General features: G+C 59.3%; 15 protein-coding genes. 14 read left to right on the top strand and 1 reads right to left on the bottom strand.

What is annotated here, in order from left to right:
- Nucleotides 1-2 precede the first annotated feature (2 nt).
- On the bottom strand, nt 3-824 hold the full coding sequence (locus BMX59_RS10230) for an aldo/keto reductase (RefSeq protein WP_093121234.1): 822 nt from the start codon (nt 822-824) through the stop codon (nt 3-5).
- A gap of 106 nt (nt 825-930) precedes the next feature.
- Between BMX59_RS10230 and BMX59_RS10235 the strand changes: the two genes are divergently transcribed.
- From BMX59_RS10235 to BMX59_RS10300, 14 genes are all read left to right on the top strand, one after another.
- Entirely contained in the window at nt 931-1,425 is a 495-nt protein-coding gene (locus BMX59_RS10235; protein WP_093121235.1) for a DUF1543 domain-containing protein, read from the top strand.
- A gap of 157 nt (nt 1,426-1,582) precedes the next feature.
- On the top strand, nt 1,583-1,864 hold the full coding sequence (locus BMX59_RS10240; RefSeq protein WP_003174386.1) for a peptidylprolyl isomerase: 282 nt from the start codon (nt 1,583-1,585) through the stop codon (nt 1,862-1,864).
- 130 nt (nt 1,865-1,994) lie between these two features.
- On the top strand, nt 1,995-3,854 hold the full coding sequence (locus tag BMX59_RS10245) for an extracellular solute-binding protein (protein ID WP_093121236.1): 1,860 nt from the start codon (nt 1,995-1,997) through the stop codon (nt 3,852-3,854).
- The gene (locus BMX59_RS10250) at nt 3,854-4,915 is read left to right on the top strand and encodes a microcin C ABC transporter permease YejB (protein WP_093121237.1); all 1,062 of its coding nucleotides are present in this window, start codon (nt 3,854-3,856) and stop codon (nt 4,913-4,915) included. The genes BMX59_RS10245 and BMX59_RS10250 overlap by 1 nt, the downstream gene beginning before the upstream one ends.
- Nucleotides 4,915-5,937, top strand: coding sequence for an ABC transporter permease (locus BMX59_RS10255; RefSeq protein ID WP_071487996.1), 1,023 nt, complete (start codon nt 4,915-4,917; stop codon nt 5,935-5,937). The genes BMX59_RS10250 and BMX59_RS10255 overlap by 1 nt, the downstream gene beginning before the upstream one ends.
- Before the next feature lie 10 nt (nt 5,938-5,947).
- The gene (locus BMX59_RS10260) at nt 5,948-7,522 is read left to right on the top strand and encodes an ABC transporter ATP-binding protein (protein ID WP_092244322.1); all 1,575 of its coding nucleotides are present in this window, start codon (nt 5,948-5,950) and stop codon (nt 7,520-7,522) included.
- Nucleotides 7,519-8,913 (top strand): sigma-54 interaction domain-containing protein, encoded by a 1,395-nt coding sequence (locus tag BMX59_RS10265; protein ID WP_071487998.1) that lies wholly within the window; start codon nt 7,519-7,521, stop codon nt 8,911-8,913. The genes BMX59_RS10260 and BMX59_RS10265 overlap by 4 nt, the downstream gene beginning before the upstream one ends.
- A gap of 295 nt (nt 8,914-9,208) precedes the next feature.
- Nucleotides 9,209-10,600: a GntP family permease gene (locus BMX59_RS10270; RefSeq protein WP_093121238.1), complete on the top strand. Its 1,392-nt coding sequence runs from the start codon at nt 9,209-9,211 to the stop codon at nt 10,598-10,600.
- A gap of 7 nt (nt 10,601-10,607) precedes the next feature.
- Nucleotides 10,608-11,381, top strand: a complete 774-nt coding sequence (locus BMX59_RS10275) for a 3-hydroxybutyrate dehydrogenase (protein WP_093121239.1) — start codon at nt 10,608-10,610, stop codon at nt 11,379-11,381.
- A 161-nt stretch (nt 11,382-11,542) separates the two neighbouring features.
- Nucleotides 11,543-13,501: an acetoacetate--CoA ligase gene (locus BMX59_RS10280; protein WP_093121240.1), complete on the top strand. Its 1,959-nt coding sequence runs from the start codon at nt 11,543-11,545 to the stop codon at nt 13,499-13,501.
- A 135-nt stretch (nt 13,502-13,636) separates the two neighbouring features.
- Nucleotides 13,637-16,132: a PAS domain-containing protein gene (locus BMX59_RS10285; RefSeq protein WP_093121241.1), complete on the top strand. Its 2,496-nt coding sequence runs from the start codon at nt 13,637-13,639 to the stop codon at nt 16,130-16,132.
- Between the two features lie 43 nt (nt 16,133-16,175).
- Nucleotides 16,176-16,451 (top strand): peptidylprolyl isomerase, encoded by a 276-nt coding sequence (locus BMX59_RS10290; protein WP_003174397.1) that lies wholly within the window; start codon nt 16,176-16,178, stop codon nt 16,449-16,451.
- Between the two features lie 110 nt (nt 16,452-16,561).
- Nucleotides 16,562-21,232 (top strand): dermonecrotic toxin domain-containing protein, encoded by a 4,671-nt coding sequence (locus tag BMX59_RS10295; RefSeq protein WP_093121242.1) that lies wholly within the window; start codon nt 16,562-16,564, stop codon nt 21,230-21,232.
- A complete protein-coding gene (locus BMX59_RS10300; RefSeq protein ID WP_093121243.1) occupies nt 21,226-22,434 on the top strand; it encodes a glycosyltransferase in 1,209 nt (402 codons plus the stop codon). Before BMX59_RS10295 ends, BMX59_RS10300 begins: the two co-directional genes overlap by 7 nt.
- Nucleotides 22,435-22,446: the final 12 nt, after the last annotated feature.

Here is a 22,446-nt window from a genome sequence, read left to right on the forward strand (position 1 = left end):
AACTACACCATCGCCAAAGGATGCTTGCGTTTCGGCGCGCCGAATACCCGATCGATCGCGTCCAGGTCGTGCTCATCCAACACCAGCTTGGCTGCAGCTGCGTTGAGTCGCACGTGCTCGGGTGTAACGGCCTTGGGGATGGCGATCACACCGTCCTGGCGCAACACCCAGGCCAGGGAAACCTGGGCGGGTGTGACCTCGTGGCGGCGGGCGATCTGCTTGAGGGTGGGGCTGGATAACAGTTCGCCGCCCTGGGCGATCGGGCAGTACGCCATCAAGGGCAAGTGGTGCTGTTGCCACCAGGGCAGCAGGTCGAATTCGATGCCGCGTTCTTCAATGTTGTACAACACTTGGTTGGTGGCGCAGGCCGGGAAGGCAAGTTCCTGCAGGTCGGCCACGTCGAAGTTGGAAACACCCCAGCGTCCGATCTTGCCCGCTTCGCGCAGGCGTTCGAAGGCTTCGACCGTTTCTTGCAGCGGGTACTGGCCGCGCCAGTGCAGCAGATACAGATCAATGTAGTCGGTGCCCAGGCGCTGGAGGCTGGCCTCACAGGCACGGGGCACGCCCTTGTGGCTGGCGTTGTGCGGGTAGACTTTGCTCACCAGGAACACCTGGTCGCGGCGGCCACGAATGGCCTCGCCGACGACCGTTTCAGCACCGCCCTCCCCGTACATTTCGGCGGTATCGATGAGGGTCATGCCCTCGTCGATGCCCAGTTGCAACGCCGCCACTTCGGCGCGGTGCTGGTCGGGATTTTCGCCCATGCGCCAGGTGCCCTGGCCGATGACAGGGACGGGAACGCCCGCCAGATCAATGGTACGCATGACAACCTCCTGATGAGTTCGCGGATTAACAGTGTGGCATTGGTCGGACAAAAGGGTTCAATCGAAGTATGGTTAGCCTCTGCCAAGTCGCCAGGAAGTCTCTGCAATGCTGTTTGTCGTCATGCTCGGGGGTAAGCACCCGCGGGCGAAAATTGAAGTTCACGATGTGGTGTTCGCCGTGGCGGACACGCTGGAAGCAGCCTACCCGCAACTGCGTGCCGACTGGTTCGGCAGCCCCAAGGGCATGCATATCGACTCGTGGATTGCGGTGGATGGCGTCGACGGCTGGAAAGTCGAACTCAGCCCCCTGGCCCCTGCCGCCGGCGCACATCACCTGTACTTCATCAACCTGGGCGGTTACGAAGCCAACAGCTTTGGCGAGGCCCACCACTACCTCCTGGTGGCCGCCCGCAATAAGCAGGAGGCCACGAACAAGGGCAAGCAACAGATGCTGCGTCACTGGTCCCAGGCCCACACCGATGGGGTACTGGACATCGACGACTGCCTGCCCATCGACCTGGTGGACGGTCGTTACATCCACCTGGTGCAGGGACCGCACCGACCGGTTATCCAGCAGAACGACTACATCGTCCTGACCTGAACCCTACCTGACAGTGCATGCGCAACTCATCGAATGGCTCCCCGTAGCGGCGCCATGGCCTGTACCTGAGCCACTCGGTTAATCGAGTGGAACTTTGCCAGGAAATAACCGCCTGAATCCGGTAGGCTCACCTTTTTTATTCAAGGAGTTACTTCCCATGGCCAAAGCCACCGCCCGTCACATCCTCGTTTCCACTGAAGACAAGTGCAACGAACTCAAGGCCCAAATCGAAGGCGGCGCCGATTTCGCAGAAGTCGCCAAAGCCAACTCCAGCTGCCCATCCAGCCGCCAAGGTGGTGACCTGGGTTCGTTCGGTCCAGGCCAGATGGTCAAGGAATTCGACACCGTCGTGTTCAGCGCCCCGGTCAACACCGTGCAAGGTCCGGTGAAGACCCAGTTCGGCTATCATCTGCTCGAAGTCACCAGCCGCCAGGACTGATCCCGTCTGTGCTGATGCAATAAACAACGGCCCGCCTTTTGGTGGGCCGTTGTGCATGTGATGACTGGCGACGCTCATGCCGTTAGCGTACAAATCCCTTTCCTTCTTCATACGGCGTTCAAGGCTGACAATGCGATTGGCTTTTTCTTACTTCTTGAGCTCGTCCCTGGCACTGCTGCTGACCAGCACTGCCGTGATCGCGGCGCCTCAACCGTACCTGACGGTGTATGGCGAACCGGCCAAGTACCCCGCCGGCTTTACCCATTTCGACTACGCCAACCCTGACGCCCCCAAGGGTGGCAGCCTGCGCCGCTCGGCCATCGAGATCGGACGCTTCGACCATGTATTGCCATATATCGACAAAGGCATCGGCGTGTCCCAGGTCGACGGCTGGCTCTACGCGCCCCTGGCCCAGCGTTCCCTGGACGAGCCCTACACGGTCTACGGCCTGGTCGCCGAAAAAATGGAGCGCGCCGACGACGGCCTGTCGCTACGCTTTTTCCTCAACCCCAAGGCGCGCTTTGCCGATGGCAAGCCGATCACCGCCGAAGACGTGCGCTACAGCTTCGACCTGCTGATGACCCAGGGCAGCCTGCGCTTTCGCACCCTGTTCGCCGACGTCAAGCACGTCGAAGTCGAAGGCGAGCGCCAGGTGCGTTTCGACTTCTCCAGCAATGAAAACCGTACCCTGCCCCTGGACATCGCTACCCTGCCCGTCTTCCCCGAGCACTGGTGGAAGACCCGCGACTTTGCCAACGGCGGTGGCTATGAAGCCCCACTGGGCAGCGGTCCGTACAAAATCAGCAAGATCGATTCCGGCAGTACCATCACCTTCACCCGTGATCCGAACTGGTGGGGCAAGGACTTGCCTGTCAGCCGTGGCCTGTACAACTTCGATCACCTGAGCCTGGAGTATTTCGGCGACACCGAAGTGGCCCGCCAGGTATTGCGCGGCGGCGCCTACGACTTCAACCGTGAGTTTTCCGCCACCGGGTATTCCATCGGCTACAACGGCCCGGCCCTGGATGACGGGCGCCTGCAACGTGCGCACCTGGCCAAGGAAATGCCGCAACCGGCCCAGGGTTATGTGTTCAACGTGCAAAAACCGATATTCAAGGACCGCCGCGTGCGCCAGGCCCTGGCGATGCTGTGGGATTTTGAATGGGCCAACCGGCAGATGATGCGCAATATGTACATCCGCCAGCAGAGTTACTTCTCCAACAGCCCGCTGGCCGCCAGCCAGCCGCCAACAAAAGAAGAGCTGGCGATTCTTGAACCCTTGCGTGGCCAGGTCCCCGACGAGGTGTTCAGCCAGGTGTTCAAGGCACCGGTCACCGATGGTAGCGGCATGATCCGCGACAAACAGTTGCAAGCCCTGGGCCTGTTGGAAGCAGCAGGCTGGAAGCCAGAGGGTGACAAATTGGTAAACGCCGAAGGCGAGCCGCTGGAATTCACGTTCCTTAACACTCAGAACGGCCTCGAACGTCTGTTGTTACCGTACAAACGTAACCTCGCGCAGATCGGTATTACCCTCAATATCCGCCGTATCGACTCCTCGCAATATGTGAATCGGATCATGGCCAGGGATTACGACATGATCGTCATTGGTTTCCCCGTCACCACGTCACCGGGCATGGAGCTGTACAACTATTTCGGCTCGGCCGCCGCCTACGATCCAGGCGCCAACAACTACGCCGTACTCAAGGACCCCGCCGTCGACAGCCTGATCAAGGGCCTGGTCAAGGCCGACACCCAGGCGCAGATGCTCACCTACGCCCACGCGCTGGACCGGGTGCTGCAATGGAATTACCTGTGGATCCCCAATTACTACCCGCCCGGCACATCCGCTGCATGGTGGAACCGTTTCGGCCGCCCGGCCATCGAGGCAAAGAACGACGAAGCCCTGGAAACCTGGTGGGAAATCAGCCCCACGCCGCTGACGAATGAGCAAATGAATGCCGAGCTGAAAAAACGCGGAGGTGCGCACTGATGTTGGCCTATATCGTGCGGCGCCTGCTGCTGATCATCCCGACGCTGGTGATCATCCTGCTGGTGAATTTCGTGATCGTGCAGGCCGCTCCCGGCGGCCCGGTGGAACAAGCCATCGCCCATCTGCAAGGGATCGGCGGCGGCGGCGTCGGCGGTTCCTCCGGCGAAGGCATCAGCAGCGGCTCCCGCGCCAGCCGTGGCCTGGACCCGAAGCTGATCGCTGACATCGAGAAACAGTATGGCTTCGACAAACCCGCGCCGGAACGCCTGTGGCTGATGCTCAAGAGCTATGCCCAGTTGGACTTCGGCAACAGCTTCTTTCGCGGCAAGACGGTGATCGAGCTGATCCTGGAAAAAATGCCCGTGACCATATCCCTCGGCCTGTGGGCCACGTTGATCACCTACCTGGTGTCGATTCCCCTGGGGATTCGCAAGGCGGTGCACCACGGCAGTAGCTTCGACGTGTGGAGCAGCACCGCGATTGTCGTCGGCTATGCGATGCCGGCATTCCTGTTCGCGATGTTCCTGATCGTAGTGTTTGCCGGTGGCACATCGTTGAACTGGTTCCCGGTGCGCGGTCTGGTGTCGGAAAACTTCGAAGAGCTGAGCACCGTGGGCAAGGTCGCCGATTACTTCTGGCATCTGGTATTGCCGGTCACCTCGCTGGTGATCGGCGGGTTTGCCACGCTGACCATCCTCACCAAGAACTCGTTCCTCAATGAAATCACGCGCCAGTACGTGGTGACCGCCCGCGCCAAGGGTTTGAGCGAACGACGCGTGCTCTACGGGCATGTGTTCCGCAATGCGATGTTGCTGGTGATCTCCGGAATTCCCCAGGCCTTTATTGCCGTGTTCTTTGCCGGTTCGCTGCTGATCGAGGTGATCTTCTCCCTCGACGGCCTGGGCCGCATGAGCTACGAGGCGGCTGTGTCCCGGGACTACCCTGTGGTATTCGGTTCGCTGTTCATCTTCACCTTGTTCGGCCTCTTGATAAAACTCATCGGTGACCTCTGCTACACCCTGGTGGACCCGCGTATCGACTTCGCCGCGAGGAACGCTTGATGCTTAACCTGTCTCCCGTGGCCCGTCGGCGTTTCGAGCGTTTCAAGAAAAACCGCCGCGGCTGGTGGTCGCTGTGGCTGTTTATCGGCCTGTTTATCCTGACCCTGGGCGGCGAGTTGATCGCCAATGACAAACCCTTGGTGCTGAGTTTCAAGAACGAGCTGTATTTTCCGGTGTTCAAGCGCTACACCGAGCAACAGTTCGGCGGCCAGTTGCCGTTCCAGGCTGACTATCGCAGTGACTACGTGCAAAAGCTGATCGAGCAGGACGGCGGCTGGATGCTGTTCCCGCCGATTCCGTTCAGCGACGACACGCCCAACTACGAGCTGACCCGCCCTGCCCCCAGCCCGCCTTCGACGGTGAACTGGCTGGGCACCGATGACCAGTCGCGGGATGTGCTGGCGCGGGTGATCTTTGGCGCCCGGGTCTCGATCCTGTTTGCGCTGGCGCTCACCGCGATCAGCGCAGCCATCGGCATTGCCGCCGGCGCATTGCAGGGCTATTACGGCGGTTGGGTGGACCTGATCGGCCAGCGCGTGCTGGAGGTGTGGTCCGGATTGCCGGTGCTGTACCTGCTGATCATCCTGTCGGGCTTTGTGGAGCCGAACTTCTGGTGGCTGCTGGGGATCATGGCGCTGTTTTCCTGGCTGGCCCTGGTGGATGTCGTGCGCGCCGAGTTCCTGCGCGGGCGCAACCTGGAATACGTCAAGGCCGCACGGGCGCTGGGCCTGGGCGATGGCAAAATCATCCGTCGGCATATCCTGCCCAACGCCATGACGGCGACCTTGAGTTACCTGCCGTTTATCCTGACCGGCGCGATCTCCACCTTGAGCGCGCTGGACTTCCTCGGTTTCGGCATGCCGGCAGGCAGCGCGTCCCTGGGTGAGCTGATCGCCCAGGGCAAGCAGAACCTGCAAGCGCCGTGGCTGGGCCTGACAGCGTTTTTCACTCTGGCGCTGATCCTGTCGCTGCTGGTCTTTATCGGCGAGGCATTGCGTGATGCCTTCGACCCACGCTCATGAGTGACTGCCTATGAACCTGATCGAAATCCGCGACCTCAGCGTCGCGTTCAGTGGCCAGACCGTGGTGCGCAACCTGTGCCTGGACGTACGCCCCGGCGAGTGTTTGGCACTGGTGGGCGAGTCGGGCTCGGGCAAGTCGGTGACGGCCCACTCGATCCTGCAACTGCTGCCCGAGGCCGGTACTCAAACCACCGGTTCCATCAAGTACCGTGGCCAGGAACTGGTCGGCGCTTCAGCCGCCACCTTGCAGAAGCTACGTGGCAACCGCATTGCCATGATCTTCCAGGAGCCGATGACCTCGCTCAACCCCTTGCACAGCATCGAAAAGCAGATCGGCGAAACCCTGCTGCTGCACAAGGGCCTGGGCGGCAAGGCGGCGCAGGCGCGCATCCTCGAATTGCTCGAACTGGTGGGCATCCAGAAGCCCCAGGAACGCCTCAAGGCCTATCCGCACCAGCTCTCCGGAGGTCAGCGCCAACGGGTGATGATCGCCATGGCCCTGGCCTGCGAGCCGGAACTGCTGATCGCCGACGAACCCACCACGGCGCTGGACGTGACCGTGCAGCGCAAGATCCTGCTGCTGCTCAAGTCCCTGCAACAACGCTTGGGCATGTCCCTGCTGCTGATCAGCCACGACCTCAACCTGGTGCGCAGCATTGCCCAGCGCGTGTGCGTGATGCGTGCCGGCGAGATCGTCGAGCAGGCCGACTGCCAGACACTGTTCAGCGCGCCGCAGCACCCCTACAGCCGCCTGCTGCTGGATGCTGAACCGGCCGGTAATGCCCTGTGCAGTGACGAACGCGAGACGGTATTGCAGGTGGATGACCTGACCGTGCAATTCCCCCTCGGCGGTGGTTTGTTCCGGCGCAAGACTTACTTGCGGGCGGTGGATGGCATCAGCCTGAGCGTGCAGCGCGGCAAGACCCTGGGGATTGTCGGCGAGTCCGGCTCGGGCAAGTCCACCCTGGGCCAGGCGATTTTGCGGCTTCTTGATTCCACGGGCAGTATCCGCTTCCAGGGTGAAGCCCTCGACCCGCTGAACCATAAGCAGATGCGCCCATGGCGCAAGCAGATGCAGGTGGTGTTCCAGGACCCCTACGGCAGCCTCAGCCCGCGCATGACCGTGGAGCAGATCATCAGCGAAGGCCTGGAGGTTCACGCACCGTGCAGCCTGGCCGACCGCGATGCACAGGTGGTGCAGGTGCTCAAGGACGTGGGCCTCGATCCCGCCAGCCGCCATCGCTACCCCCATGAGTTCTCCGGTGGTCAGCGCCAACGCATCGCCATCGCCCGCGCCCTGGTGCTCAAGCCGGCGCTGATGTTGCTCGACGAACCGACCTCGGCCCTCGACCGCACCGTGCAGAAACAAGTGGTGGCGCTACTGCGTGAGTTGCAGGAGAAATACGGCCTGACCTACCTGTTTATCAGCCACGACCTGGCCGTGGTGCGTGCCATGGCCCATGACATGATCGTGATCAAGGATGGCAAGGTGGTGGAGGCCGGCGCGAGCCACCAGGTGTTTGATGCACCGCAGCATCCTTACACCCAAGAGCTGCTGGCGGCGGCGTGCGGGCTGTCGTCATGAGTACCAGCCTCACGGATTACCAACAGGTTCGCGGCCTGGCTATCCAGTCGCTGTTCGAGATCATCGAGCAGTCCAGCGAAGGCACGGTGATTGTCGACCGCGACGCCAATATCGTGTGGATGAACGAGCGCTACGCCAAGCGCTTTGGCCTCAAGAGCGCCGACGAGGCCATCGGCCAGCCGTGCGAGCAGGTGATCTCCAATAGCCTGCTGCGCCAGGTGGTACGCAATGACCAGCCCATATTGCTGGACATCCAGGACACGCCCAAGGGCCCGTTGGTGGTGATGCGCTTGCCGATCCACAACGACGCCGGTGCGGTGATCGGTGCGATCGGCTTTGCCTTGTTTGATGAACTGCGCAACCTGTCGCCACTGATTGAGCGCTACCTGAGCATGCAGCAAGAACTGGCGTCGACGCGCTCCTTGCTGCGCTCGCGGCAGAGCAAATACAACTTCGCGCATTTTATCGGCACCAGCGCCGCCAGCCTCGAAGTGAAACGCCGGGCGCGGCGCAGTGCCAGCGCCGAATCGCCCGTGCTGCTGCTGGGTGAAACCGGTACCGGCAAGGAGCTGCTGGCCCAGGCGATTCATGGCGCGTCCAGCCGTGCGCACAAGGCCTTTGTCAGCATCAACAGCGCGGCGATTCCCGCTGACCTGCTGGAAGCCGAGTTCTTCGGCACCGCACCGGGAGCGTTTACCGGCGCTGACCGCAAGGGCCGCCCCGGCAAGTTCCAGATCGCCCAGGGCGGCACGCTGTTCCTCGACGAAATCGGTGACATGCCCCTGCCCTTGCAAAGCAAACTGCTGCGCGTGTTGCAGGAAAAGGAATTCGAGCCGGTGGGTTCCAACGAGATGCTGCACAGCGATGTGCGGGTGATCGCCGCCACCTCCATGGACCTGGAGGCGGCGATCAAGCGCGGCGAGTTCCGCGCGGATTTGTATTACCGGCTGAATGTGCTGCCGATCCAGGTGCCGCCGTTGCGTGAGCGGCTGGAGGATATTCCGGCGTTGAGCGAGGCGATTCTGGAGGAACTGCGCAGCCAGCATGAACTGGACCGCGAGGCCCTGGCACTGCTGGCGCAGCATGCGTGGCCGGGGAACATCCGTGAGCTGCGCAACGTGCTGGAGCGGGCGGCATTGCTCAGTGATGACCTGGTGTTGAATGCCGGGGAGATTCGGGCGGCGATTGGCACCTTTACCCCCGTGGAGCGTGGCAGTGCCGTCGCTACGGTCGAGGGCGAAAGCTTCAGTGCGGCGCGGGAGCGGTTTGATCGGCAGATCATCGCGGCGGCATTGAGCGCGTGCGAGGGAAATGTGGTGGAAGCGGCCAAGCGGTTGGGGCTTGGGCGGTCGACGCTGTACAAGAAGATGGTGGCGTTGGGTATCAACTGATCTCCAAAAAGAGACACAAATTTCAATACAGAGACTAGCTAATGTGGGAGGGGGCTTGCCCCCGATTGCGGTGCTTCAGTTGCCTATCAGGCGGCTGACACACTGCCATCGGGGGCAAGCCCCCTCCCACATTTGTTTGTCACTTGTCTCAAGTTAGAGACAATATTCAGAGAAGCACACCAAATACAGAAAATTACTGTTTAATTTCAACAAGTTAAGAACATGGCACACATCTCGCTATAGCCCTTTCCTAAAGCAACACCCCACAACAATAACAATCCGATGGAGACACACCATGAGTGTGATCATTGCCCTGGCAGCCCTGGCGCTGCTGATGCTGGCGGCCTACCGTGGCTATAGCGTTATCCTGTTTGCCCCCATCGCCGCCCTCGGCGCTGTCCTGCTCACCGACCCGTCCGCCGTCGCCCCTGCCTTTACCGGCGTGTTCATGGAGAAGATGGTCGGCTTTATCAAGCTGTATTTCCCGGTGTTCCTGCTCGGTGCAGTGTTCGGCAAGCTGATCGAGCTGTCGGGCTTCTCGCGCTCGATTGTGGCGGCAGCCATTCGTTTGCTCGGCACGCGCCAGGCGATGCTGGTGATCGTGCTGGTCTGCGCCCTGCTCACCTACGGCGGCGTATCGCTGTTCGTGGTGGTGTTTGCGGTGTATCCGTTTGCAGCGGAGATGTTCCGCCAAAGCAATATTCCCAAGCGCCTGATCCCGGCCACCATCGCCCTCGGTGCGTTTTCGTTCACCATGGACGCTCTGCCCGGCACCCCGCAGATCCAGAACATCATCCCCAGCACCTTCTTCAACACCACCGCCTGGGCCGCGCCGTGGCTGGGTTTGATCGGTACGATCTTCGTGTTCTGCGCCGGCATGCTCTACCTGGCACGCCAGCGCAACAAGGCGCAGCGTGCCGGTGAAGGCTATGGCACGGAGCTGCGCAACGAGCCGGAAACCGCCGAGAACCTGACCCTGCCCAATCCCTGGATCGCGCTGTCGCCACTGATCCTGGTCGGCGTGATGAACCTGTTGTTCACCCACTGGATCCCGCAGTGGTACGGCAAGACCCACAGCCTCAGCCTGCCCGGCATGAGTGCGCCGGTGACCACCGAAATCGCCAAGCTCACCGCGATCTGGGCGGTACAGGCGGCGTTGCTGGTGGGGATCATCGTGGTGCTGGCGTTCGGCTTCTCGGCGATCAAGAGCAAGCTGGCCGAAGGCAGCAAAAGCGCGGTCAGCGGTGCGCTGCTGGCGGCGATGAACACCGCCTCTGAATATGGCTTTGGCGCGGTGATCGCGTCGCTGCCGGGCTTCCTGGTGCTGGCGGACTGGCTCAAGGGCATTCCCAACCCGCTGGTCAATGAAGCGATCACCGTGACCCTGCTGGCCGGTATCACCGGTTCCGCGTCGGGCGGCATGAGCATCGCCCTGGCGGCGATGTCCGAGAGCTTTATTTCGGCGGCCCATGCGGCCAATATCCCCCTTGAAGTGCTGCACCGCGTCGCGGCCATGGCCAGCGGCGGCATGGACACCCTGCCCCACAACGGCGCGGTGATCACGCTGCTGGCGGTCACCGGCCTGACCCACCGCGAAGCCTACAAGGACATTTTCGGCATCACGCTCATCAAGACCCTCGCGGTGTTCGTGGTGATCGGTACTTTCTACGCCACCGGCATTGTGTGAGGTTTCCATGACGACATTGAACGGCAAGACCGCCCTGGTCACCGGCTCCACCAGCGGCATCGGCCTGGGCATCGCCTTGAGCCTGGCCAAGGCCGGCGCCAACCTGATCCTCAATGGCTTCGGTGACGCCAGCGCGGTGATCGCCCAGGTGCGGGTGTTCGGCGGCAAGGTCGGCCATCATCCGGCCGACGTCAGCGACCCGGCGCAGATCGCCGACATGATCGCCTACGCCGAGCGTGAATTCGGCGGCGTCGACATCCTGATCAACAACGCCGGCATCCAGCATGTGGCGGCGGTGGAAGACTTCCCGGCCGAACGCTGGGACTCGATCATCGCGATCAACCTGTCCTCGGTGTTCCACAGCACACGTTTGAGCCTGCCGGGGATGAAGGCCAAGGGCTGGGGGCGTATTGTCAATATTGCCTCGGTGCATGGCCTGGTCGGGTCGGTGGGCAAGGCCGCGTATGTGGCGGCCAAGCATGGCGTGATCGGGTTGACCAAGGTGGTCGGCCTGGAGACCGCCACCAGCAATGTCACCTGCAACGCCATCTGCCCCGGCTGGGTGCTGACGCCGCTGGTGCAGAAGCAGATCGATGATCGCGCCGCCAGTGGTATCGACCCGCAGCAGGCGCAGCACGACCTGTTGGCGGAGAAGCAACCGTCGCTGGAGTTTGTGACACCGCCGCAACTGGGTGAACTGGTGCTGTTTTTGTGCAGCGAAGCCGGTGCCCAGGTGCGCGGTGCGGCGTGGAATATCGACGGCGGCTGGCTGGCCCAGTAACAGCGGACACTGGCGTTCAAAATGTGGGAGGGGGCTTGCCCCCGATAGCGGTGGGTCAGTCACCCCATGTATCAACTGGCACTCCCTCATCGGGGGCAAGCCCCCTCCCACATTTGAACTGTATTGTCTGGATGAATGAATACATAAAAAGAGACGTGCCTATGTCCGACATCCTCTGGCAACCCTCCCCGGAACGCATCGCCAACACGCGCATGGACCAGTTCCGGCGCTACATCAACCAGCGCTACAGCCTGCAGCTTGGCGACTACCCGGCGCTGCACCAGTGGAGCATCGACCAGCGCGCGGATTTCTGGCGGGCGATCGTGGACTATTTCGACGTGCAATTTCGCAGCCCGCCCACCGCGGTGCTGATCGAAGACGCCGAGATGCCCAGCGCCCGTTGGTTTCCCGGTGCGACGCTGAATTTTGCCGAACACCTGCTGCGCCGACGTGACGCTCACACCGCCGTCGTGGCTGTCGCAGAAGACGGCCAACGCGAACAACTGACCTACGCCGAACTGGCCGCCCACGTCGCCGGCCTGCAACGCAGCCTGCGCGCTGCCGGCGTGACCCAGAGTGACCGCGTCGCGGCGTGTATGCCCAACACCTGGCAAACCTTGGTGGGCATGCTCGCCACCACCAGCCTGGGCGCGATCTGGTCCTGCTCGTCGCCGGACTTCGGCACCCAGGGCGTGATCGACCGCTTCGGCCAGATCGAGCCCAACGTGCTGATCACCTGCGCCGGTTACCGCTATGCCGGCAAAGACATCGACCAGACCACCAAGCTCAATGAAATCCTCGCGCGCCTGCCGTCCCTGGAGCAGTTGATCATCGTGCCTTACGCAAAGCCCCAGGCGCGGATCGAGGACTATCAGACCCAGGCACGCGTCGCGCTGTGGCAAGACTTCTACCAACCCGGCGGCGAGCCTGACTTCGTCGCGGTGCCGTTCGACCATCCGCTGTACATCCTCTACTCCAGCGGCACCACCGGCGTGCCCAAGTGCATCATCCATGGCACCGGCGGCGTATTGCTCACCCACCTCAAGGAACACGGCCTGCATGCCGACCTGTCCCGCGAGGACTGCCTGTTCTACTACACCACCTGCGGCTGGATGATGTGGAACTGGCTGGTGTCGGTGCTGGCCATCGGCGCCACGGCGGTGCTGTATGACGGCTCACCATTTCACCCCGGCCCCGAGCGTTTGATCGACCTGATCGATGCGGAACACATCAGCGTGTTCGGCACCAGCCCCAAGTTTCTCGCCACCCTGGAAAAAGCCGGCCTGCAACCGCGCCTCAGCCATGACCTGGGCAGCCTCAAAGCGCTGATCTCGACCGGCTCGCCGCTGTCGCCGCAGAGCTATGACTACGTGTACCGCGAAATCAAGGCCGAGCTGTGCCTGTCGTCCATGTCCGGCGGCACCGATATCGTCTCCTGCTTTGTGATCGGCAACCCGGTGCTGCCGGTGCGGCGCGGTGAAATGCAGTGCAAGAGCCTGGCGATGGCCATCGAAGTATGGGACGACCAGGGCCGGCCGCTGGTCGGTGAAAAAGGCGAGCTGGTGTGCACCCGGCATTTCCCGGCCATGCCCATCGGGCTATGGAAGGATCCGGAGCGCAAGAAACTGCTCGCTTCGTATTTCAGCCAGTTTCCCGGCGTCTGGGCCCAAGGGGACTACGCCGAACAGCGCCCCAACGGCAGCCTGCTGATCCACGGGCGCTCCGACGCGGTACTTAACCCGGGCGGCGTGCGGATCGGTACCGCAGAGATCTATCGCCAGGTGGAAAAAATCCCCCAGGTGCTGGAAAGCCTGGCCATCGGCCAACGCTGGCAGGACGACGTGCGCGTGGTGCTGTTCGTGCGCCTCAATGACGGTATCGAACTGGACGAGGCCCTGGAACAGCAGATCCGCCAGGTGATCCGTGCCAACACCACACCGCGCCATGTGCCGGCCAAGATCCTCGCTGTCACCGATATCCCCCGCACCATCAGCGGCAAGATCGTCGAATTGGCAGTGCGTAATGTGGTGCACGGCGAGCCGGTGAAGAACACCGACGCCCTGGCCAACCCGCAGGCGCTTGATCAGTTCCGCGATCGCCCGGAACTGGCGCAAGGATGAAAGGTTTCAGCGCTGACGCACTCATTTGAAGACAAACCTCCAATGCATGCTATTTTTCGGGGGTAGTCACTCATTGCCGACTGACGGGATAATGGGTGTTGTCATTTTTCAAAGCGTTACGCTCAGGGCTTTTTCATGATTGGAACATCCACCGGCAGCGAAGCCGCCGCATTGATTGCGCGGCTGGACTGGGCGCAAAGCCCTCTCGGTGAGGCCGGTGATTGGCCGCAAAGCCTGCGCACGGCGGTCGATATCGTGGTGCACTCGCCGATGCCGATGCTCCTGCTGTGGGGCAACCAGCTCACGCAGCTCTACAACGACGGGTTCGCCCAACTCGCGGGCAATAAACACCCTGGGGCCATGGGCCAGCCGGCGCACCAGACCTGGCCGGAGCTGGAAGGCTTTACCGGGCCGATCTACGACGCCGTGCTCAGCGGCCAGGTGCGCACCTTCAGCGAGCAGCGCTTCGTACTGCAACGCCACAATCGCGATACTGAAATCTGGCTGGACCTCACCTACAGCCCGGTCCGCGATGAAAGCGGCAGCGTTGCCGGCATCCTGGTCACCGCCATCGAAACCAATGAACGGCGCAAGGCCCAGCACAACACCGAACAGCGCCTGCAACTGGCATTGGCGGCCACCGACGCGGTCGGCACCTGGGACTGGGATATCGGCGAAGACCGTTTTATCGCTGACACGCACTTCGCCTACCTGCATGGTGTCGATCCCGACGATGCAAGCCGTTTGCCGATCAGCGACTACCTGCAAGGCGTGCACCCGGAAGACCGTGGCATGGTGGCGCGCAGCATCAAGCACTGCATCACCTTCGGCACCGAGTACGCCGAGGAATACCGCCTGCTGCAAGCCGATGGCCAAGTGCGCTGGGTATTCGCCCGCGGGCGCTGCTACAAGGATCATCAAGGCCGCCCCGCGCGTTTCCTGGGTGCTGCGCTGGACCTGACCGAGCGCAAACACACCGAGCAGGCCTTGCGCCAAAGCCAGAGCGAGCTGCAGTTGATCATCAACGCCATGCCGGTGTTGATCGGTTATGTCGACCACGAGCAGCGGTTCCGCCTGAACAACAGCGCTTACCTGGAATGGTACGGCATGACGCCCCAGGAGCTGTACGGCAAGACCATCCGCGAAGTGCTCGGCGACGAGGTGTATGCCGGGCGTGTAGACAAGATCGAGGCCGCACTCAAGGGCAAGGCCTGCAGCTTCATGACCATCACACCACACCAGGACGGTCGACCACGCCACGCCCTGATGAAGTACCTGCCACGCTTCAGCAATGACGGTTCGGTGAAGGGTTTCTACATCTTTGTGATCGATGAAACCGAACGCAAGCTCACCGAAGAAGCCCTGCGCCACCTCAATGAAAACCTCGAGGAACGCGTGGCCCAGCGCACCCAGGCGCTGGCCGAGGCCAACCAGCGCCTGCAAAACGAAATGTTCGAACGCGAACGCGCCGAAGATGCGCTGCGCCACGCCCAGAAGATGGAAGCGGTGGGCCAGCTCACCGGCGGTATCGCCCACGACTTCAACAATATGCTCACCGGCATCATCGGCAGCCTGGACCTGATGCAGCGCTACATCGCTGCCGGGCGCAGTGACGAGATCGGCCGTTTTACCGATGCCGCCGTATCCTCCGCCCACCGTGCGGCCGCCCTCACCCACCGCTTGCTGGCGTTCTCGCGGCGCCAGTCCCTGGACCGTCGCCCGCTGGACCCGAACCAGTTGGTGGCGTCCCTTGAAGAGTTGTTCCGCCGCACCAAGGGCGCGCACATCAGCCTCAAGGTGCAGCTCGGCCATGACATCTGGCCGGTGAACACCGACGCCAGCCAACTGGAAAACGCCCTGCTCAATCTGGTGATCAACGCCCGCGACGCGATGCCCGACGGCGGTGAACTGCTGATCGAAACCGCCAACAGTTACCTGGACGGCACCGACATCACCACCCTGGAACCGGTCAAGGCCGGCGACTACGTGATGCTTGGCGTGTGCGACAACGGCACCGGCATGGCGCCGAAGATTCTGGCCAAGGCGTTCGACCCGTTCTTCACCACCAAACCCATCGGCCAGGGCACGGGCCTGGGGCTGTCGATGATCTACGGCTTTGCCCAGCAGTCCGGCGGGCATGTGACGATCCAGAGCGCGCCGGGCCAGGGTACCTGCGTGCGCCTGTATCTGCCGCGCCTGCATGGCACCTCCCTGGAAAGCGAACTGCCTGCCAGCCTCGGTGAAGCCCCGGTAGCTCTGGCCGGTGAAGCCGTGGTCGTGGTCGAAGATGACCCGGCAGTGCGCATGCTGGTGGTCAATGTGCTCGACGAACTGGGCTACACGGCGCACCAGGCGGGCGACGCCCGGGCTGCACTGCCGCTGCTGGAGTCGGACCAGCGTGTGGATCTGCTCGTGACTGACGTCGGCCTGCCGGGCATGAATGGCCGGCAGCTTGCGGAAATCGCCCGCCAGCACCGGCCGGGGCTGAAGGTACTGTTCATGACCGGTTACGCGGAAAAAGCCGCCGAGCGCCAGGGCTTCCTCGAAGACGGCATGGACATGGTAGCCAAGCCGTTTTCCATCGACCTGCTGGCGACAAAAATCCGCAGCATGATCAACGCCGACGAATGAGTTCAGGCATAATCGCGCGCCGTCGCACACCTGGTAGAGATCAATGAAAGCCCAAGCCCGTCATATCCTGGTGAAAACCAGCGAAGAAGCCGAACAGCTCAAACAGCGCATCGCCAAGGGCGAGGCGTTTGATGTGCTGGCCAAGAAGTACTCCACTTGCCCCTCGGGCAAACGTGGCGGCGACCTGGGCGAAGTGCGGCCCGGGCAAATGGTGGGGGCGATTGATGCGGTGATCTTCAAGAAACCGGTGAAGGTGGTTCACGGGCCGATCAAGAGCAAGTTCGGGTATCACCTGGTGCAGGTGTTTTACCGGGATTAACCGGCTCTATTTGTATCGCTCGTCGTCGACCTGGACGAGATATAAATACTGCCGGGTGACTTTCCACACAGCCTACCTTGATCGCTATACCAGGACCAGGGAGGCCGGATGTGGACACCGCCAAAATACAACAACTCAGCATTCCAAGTTTGCTCTACGCGTTACATATTCCAAATGTGGCGGACCTGCCCAGCGATCAGGCACGCCAGTTTTTTCAGCGCCTGCTCACACGTTCCCATGTTATCGCCCTGCGTGCCCACGTCTTCTTCAAAACCCTTGATTTCGGCGACGAACACGCGCTGCCTGGCCTGTGCAGATTTCCGCCTTTTCAAACCCTGATTTCCACCGCAGTGACAATTCCCATCGAGAAGTTAACGTTTTCGCTGACCCTGGAATGTCTCTACAAACTCTCAGAAGCCCTCTGGCGCGGAGAGCTTCCAGCGCTGCTCTATCCCACCGCGATTCTTGACCGCACAGCACGGCAGTGTTTCAAGGATGAATTCATCAGCGCATTAACTAACAGCGAAACTTCAAGGAATTCAGCTTACCCTCTGGACCAGGATTCCCTTGCGTTGATCGCGAATATTATCGATATCTATCAACTGCGCGCCTTTCAGAAACTGGAGCTCAATGCGCTCACACTCCATCGTCACGATCCGCTCGACATTCTGAAACGCCAACCGCGCTTATCGCACAACTTGCAGCGGGAAATCACCACGTTCATCAGCAAATCCTTCAGTGCCACGACACACTCGACTTTTTACGCTGCGATCGTCCATGGCTATGTCGATGTCCCATCCAAAGACCGTAAGCCACCTGCCACCGATCGACTGATCATCTATACAAAACCCATCGCGTCGTTGGTAGCAGACTACCTTCGCACAGGTGTCAGGCCTCATCAGCAAACGGACACCCGGTGGACCTCATTGCAGATATCGGTTTATGAGGACACGAGCATCACCAGAGAAGATCGTCCCGCCCTGGTAACTGCCCAAGATTTATTGAAGCAGTCGCCGATCAACCACAGTCAATTCAATCTACATCCTTTCATCTCCGTTGATATCGGCACATTGGATGACTTTCTGGATCGCCTCGACAGGCTCCCCAAGTTGTACCAGCAGGATGTCATAAACTATTGGGCGCCCGTGACCTCTGAAAAGGGGGCCAAGACGATCTGGCGCAACCATCTCAAGCACGCTATCGAAACCACAGCCCGTATCGGGCTGGCGGACAGTACCCTGACGCACGACAGCCATACGCAGATCAATCAGATACTCAGCCAATCTTCCGCTCAAGCACTGCCCCCTGCAATCAGCACCTACACCTGTGCGTTCGTAGATCTTTTCAGCGGTAAGGCATTTCCCATCAGCGGCACATTCCTGATCGAACAGCAGGCATCAGCCTCAAAGCAAAACCGCCTTGTGGCGTTCGCCCTGAACACAGGCGCGGTGGAGTACGAAAGCTGGGAAGCATTCGAGAAGCGCCTGCTTTCCCAGATGGCTGATAGCAACAGTCGACCGCTATTACTGGACCATTTGAGCAAAAAAAGCGCTCTGAACATCGTTGATTTTTGCTCAACACAACCCGCTCGACTGGGTTTGAAAAAAATGCTCACAGCAGCTTACGTCGTTGACGAACTTGTGGAGGGTTTACTCGTCCAGCAGGCGGAAAATTTCCTGCACGACTTCACCGCGATAAAAAATGATACGTTGCCTGCCGGGCTCGAAGCATTTTGCAACGCACTAAATCCATCACTGGCCCAACACTTGACCAAACAGCACGCGCGCTGGATAAACCACCGCCAGACAAGCATGCTTGAACAGTTGCCCGGCAAAACGCTTTCTGATGCGTTAGTACTGACTTCCACTGCGCGCGCGCAGGATATCTACAGCAAAGATCTGGACTCACCCATACTGGACCTCTCGGCACTCAATAAGCTTGCGTTCAATGACACTAAATGCAGAGCGCTGATGATAGGCACTTTGAACACCGACAAAGTGGGTAACACTCTCAAAGGTGTCATGAGCCATGTCGTCAGTTATTTCTCTGCCGAGACACCTGTTCCCCTCTCTCTTCGCTTTCTTGCCCTGCAACGCATCTGCGCCTACCGCGATGAACGCCAGATTTTCAGTTGGCAGCACCCCGGCAGTCTTCGGCACAACTTCTATTACTTCATGCAGCTCTATGCGAGCAACGCCCCCAGCGATCGCCTAGGCTTACGACTCGAAAGCGTGGGCCTCAGGTTACTGGGCATGAAGCAATTACCCAGCGAGGGCGTTCACCCCTACTACTCCGCACGAGAGCTGACCCTCGCACAGGACCAATCTCCCGCGCTCGTTTCCATTTTGTGCAGTGAAATCAAAGCAACACCTGACCAGATTGATCTAACGGCATTAGCGTCTTACCTCAATCTGTCGTTATTGGCGGACTACGACCCTGAGCACATGATCTCACCAGCACAGCCACGTAACTATTCGCTATATCATGAGTTGCTGCTGGATCTTCCAGGCTTGCACAGACTGGGCAAAGCCCTTGGAAAAATCATTGCACCAGGCCGCAATGACGCGCAGACATCATTTAGGGCGCTCGCCATCTCGGTTATAACCGATTATCTCTACCCACCCACCGAACAAAAGCCCGGCTACATTTGTGGTTTGAACTTGCACAGCGTCGAGCTAGGGGAGTCTCCGGTAAGCCAGGTTCGCGAGACGCTTCGAGCGCATCTCAAACAACGCCTCCCGAAAAACGTAGACCGCCAAACCCAGCGGTTCGTCTTCACACTGCTCTGCGCTCGTTATGCACCGGAATTATTAGTGACCCAAGTGCCAGCCACCCTGCTGTACGGGCAAACCCTGGACAGTCTTCACTGGCGTCATGCGGTTGCATGCCTGGAAGCTGAACAGCCATGCTCTAGCCAAGGCCTGAGCTACGTGGAAATAGTCACCGCCTACTCGAATGCTCATTACGCGGGGTTGAGCGATGATAAGAAAACCGCTGTTGCTCTTTTAAAGCAGCTGCCCAGTCTGCACTTTGCCATGTGCCAGGGAGTCATTCCCGAAACCGAAATTGCCTGGGTCACCCATGCCGATAGCCTCAAGGCTGTCGCCTATGTCAGCGAACAAGAGGCCCTCGAGGCACAAACCTTTACTCATCTGGCGCAAGTACCACCTCAACGTAAAAGCATGGCAAGCAGCGCATTCAAAAAAGCCAATCCTGGTGTGGATGCGGAACAGATCATCGCGTTCACAGAAGCCGAGCTCAAGAAGTACTTCCATGTTCACCCCTCCGTCGCGGCAGACCGGCATATTGGACGCCGAATGCGTATGACCCTTCTGGAAAAGTACATGTCCTGTGTGTCCGGTGTGGGGTTTACAGAACAAGAGATTGGGGTAAAACCCTACCCACACGGCGCTTGCGAGTTACAAGCGCGGTTTGACCAACAATTTTCCATCTACAAGGACAACTTTCTAAGCGCCATGGTTGACCGCCTGGCACTCGCGCTGCACGGCACACCGCAATTGGACCGGGAGCGGATACTTAACGCTTACAAATACATAAAGGTATCGTTTGAAAACAGTCAGGGTAACTGGGAGGAAAGCCGCTTTGGGCTCATCGCCCTTTATAAAGAGAACGAGGACATCCAGTACGCCTATGAAATATTTTGCCCTTCAGGAACTGTCCGAGCGCTACCTCTCTCTGCTAAACGCGCTACCCGCATCCACGTGACGTCTTCTCCCCCCACACAGGATGCTCTGTGGCATGAGTTGCCGTATCTGTATATCTCTCCCTTGAATGAAGGGGCTTACCTCAGAGGTGCCCCAGATCAGAAAGAAAGTACGCCGTACTTAATGGTCAGCTTCTACACCGTCCGACGGCAGACACAGGGAATGTCCAGAGCACAAAAGATCCAATACTTGTGCAAAAAAATGGTGAACGCTGTATTCGGCAACATCATGGACCTTGCCTACCCCTATTTGAAGAGTCCTACGCCGTACGAGACCCATAAAGAGCGACTGTTTGCACGTGCGCAACTCATGGCGCGCTTTGTACTGCCTGGATGTGCGCTTTATCAGGACATCAAGGCCGGAAAAGTAACACTGGGTACTATCATTACCACGGCCCTTGAAATGTTCAGCCTGTTACTGCCGTTTGTCGGACTTGGCATCAAGGCCCTTAGTATTTCCACGCGCCTTGGTCGGGTCATCATTCTTTCTAAGTCAACGAATTTTTCAAAGGTAGCCTTAACAGCAGCCAAGGCGATCCAACCGTTACAAAGTTCTTTACCCAATGTACTCCTGCGGTCTCTAGGTGCGGCTAATCCCTTCGGCGCCATTGCACTGTTATTTCAATACAGTCACAAAGGCATGCTGGCCATCAAGTTTTTACTTAGATTTACACGCGCCGAAATGTCGCAGGGGCCAACACTGTTCAAAACGCTTGCACACAGGCATCTTCCAGCACTTGAATACCGCCCCCTCTCCGCTGTACCCACTGCGCAAGGCCGCGCGCAGTTCTTCAAACCTGACACCCGCACCGGCGACAACAAACTCAATATCCAACAACAATTCAAATTACACGCTCGTGCTGTCGACGTATCAGAGATAACAGCCGTCAACTCAATGTACGTAAAAGAAGGGAAAACCTATATTTATCTTCAGGGTAACATCTTCGCTGTGAGAAAACTGCACGGCACTGACGACTATCAACTTTACAACGACACTCACATCGGCCCTCGCGTCAAGTTCGATCACACTCGAAACAGGTGGGAGATACAATGTTGAACCCTGAACATCACTGCACCCCTCCTGTCAGCGCCCTACAACCCTTGGCGCCCCTTCATACCTCAAGAGTTCCGGTGGTTAAGTTTGAGCATCATCTATCTGTTCTTGATGCGGAGGGCGCGCCGATGAGTATCTGGTACGACGTGCAGCATGGCGTCTGGATGACACACCCTGATACCATTGACGGCGAACTCCTCACCCAAGCTGTATGGCTCACCCATGAGGGTTACTGGGACCGCGGAACGTTGGAAGACTGGCAAGCCATCAGGCACAAGTTGCCCCAGCCCACTGAATTCAGAAACGTGGAGCTTCCTGGCTATCCCGTGTTGCCCACGGATACACAACCGATTCCGCGAGAAATTCATAAAATATGGATAGGTACTTTACTTCCCAGTCAGAACCTCATTGACGCGCTTACCCGTAACGCCGCGCACACAGCGGGTTATAAGGTCATCGTCCATACCGATGTGAGTGATGACTTATTGATTCCCCTTACACAGATACTGAAAAACGCCGTACCCACGTTGACGATTGCTCCGTTGAACGGCACCGTGTTTTTTGAAGATTTCAAAAAACACGCCATCTATAAGCACTACCTGAATATCTCCACAGGCACCACAACCAACTACTCGGCAGCGTCTGACATATTACGCTACCCGCTCGCCAATCATTACGGAGGCATCTACATGGACATGGATGACTGCTTCACAACGAAGATAAGCGAGCAAGTGTTCATGGCGGCGAGCAATGATGTATTACTAGGCACTTTCATCAATGCGCCCCATGCAGACTTTTATGGTTACAATTCCAGTATTTTCGCCACTCACGCCAATAACCCGGTATTGGTCAAGGTAACGGAAGAGATGCTCAGCCGGTGCGACAAGCATAAGGATTTCTTTATCAAACCCAGACCGCACTTTACTGGCAAATACGATTCAACCTACGAAGCCTTAAAAACCTACTCAGCCGAGCTTTTTCAATTGACCGGTCCGCAAGTATTCAACGATGTACTAGCACGTGAACGACCGGATTATTACGGCGTACTGGTCCAGCGCTCCCGCAGCCATGGCACCAAGATTAACCCTGGTGTAGTTGACACCGCTTACTTTCATAAATTATCCAAGGTGACGGACCATTACTTCCCCTTTTTCGAAAGAGCCCGTGTGGTAATAGGCGTAGAGCACTCCTGGATCACAACGTGAAACGAGTTCACG

Source organism: Pseudomonas sp. NFR09, from assembly GCF_900111535.1.
GTDB lineage: Bacteria > Pseudomonadota > Gammaproteobacteria > Pseudomonadales > Pseudomonadaceae > Aquipseudomonas > Aquipseudomonas extremorientalis.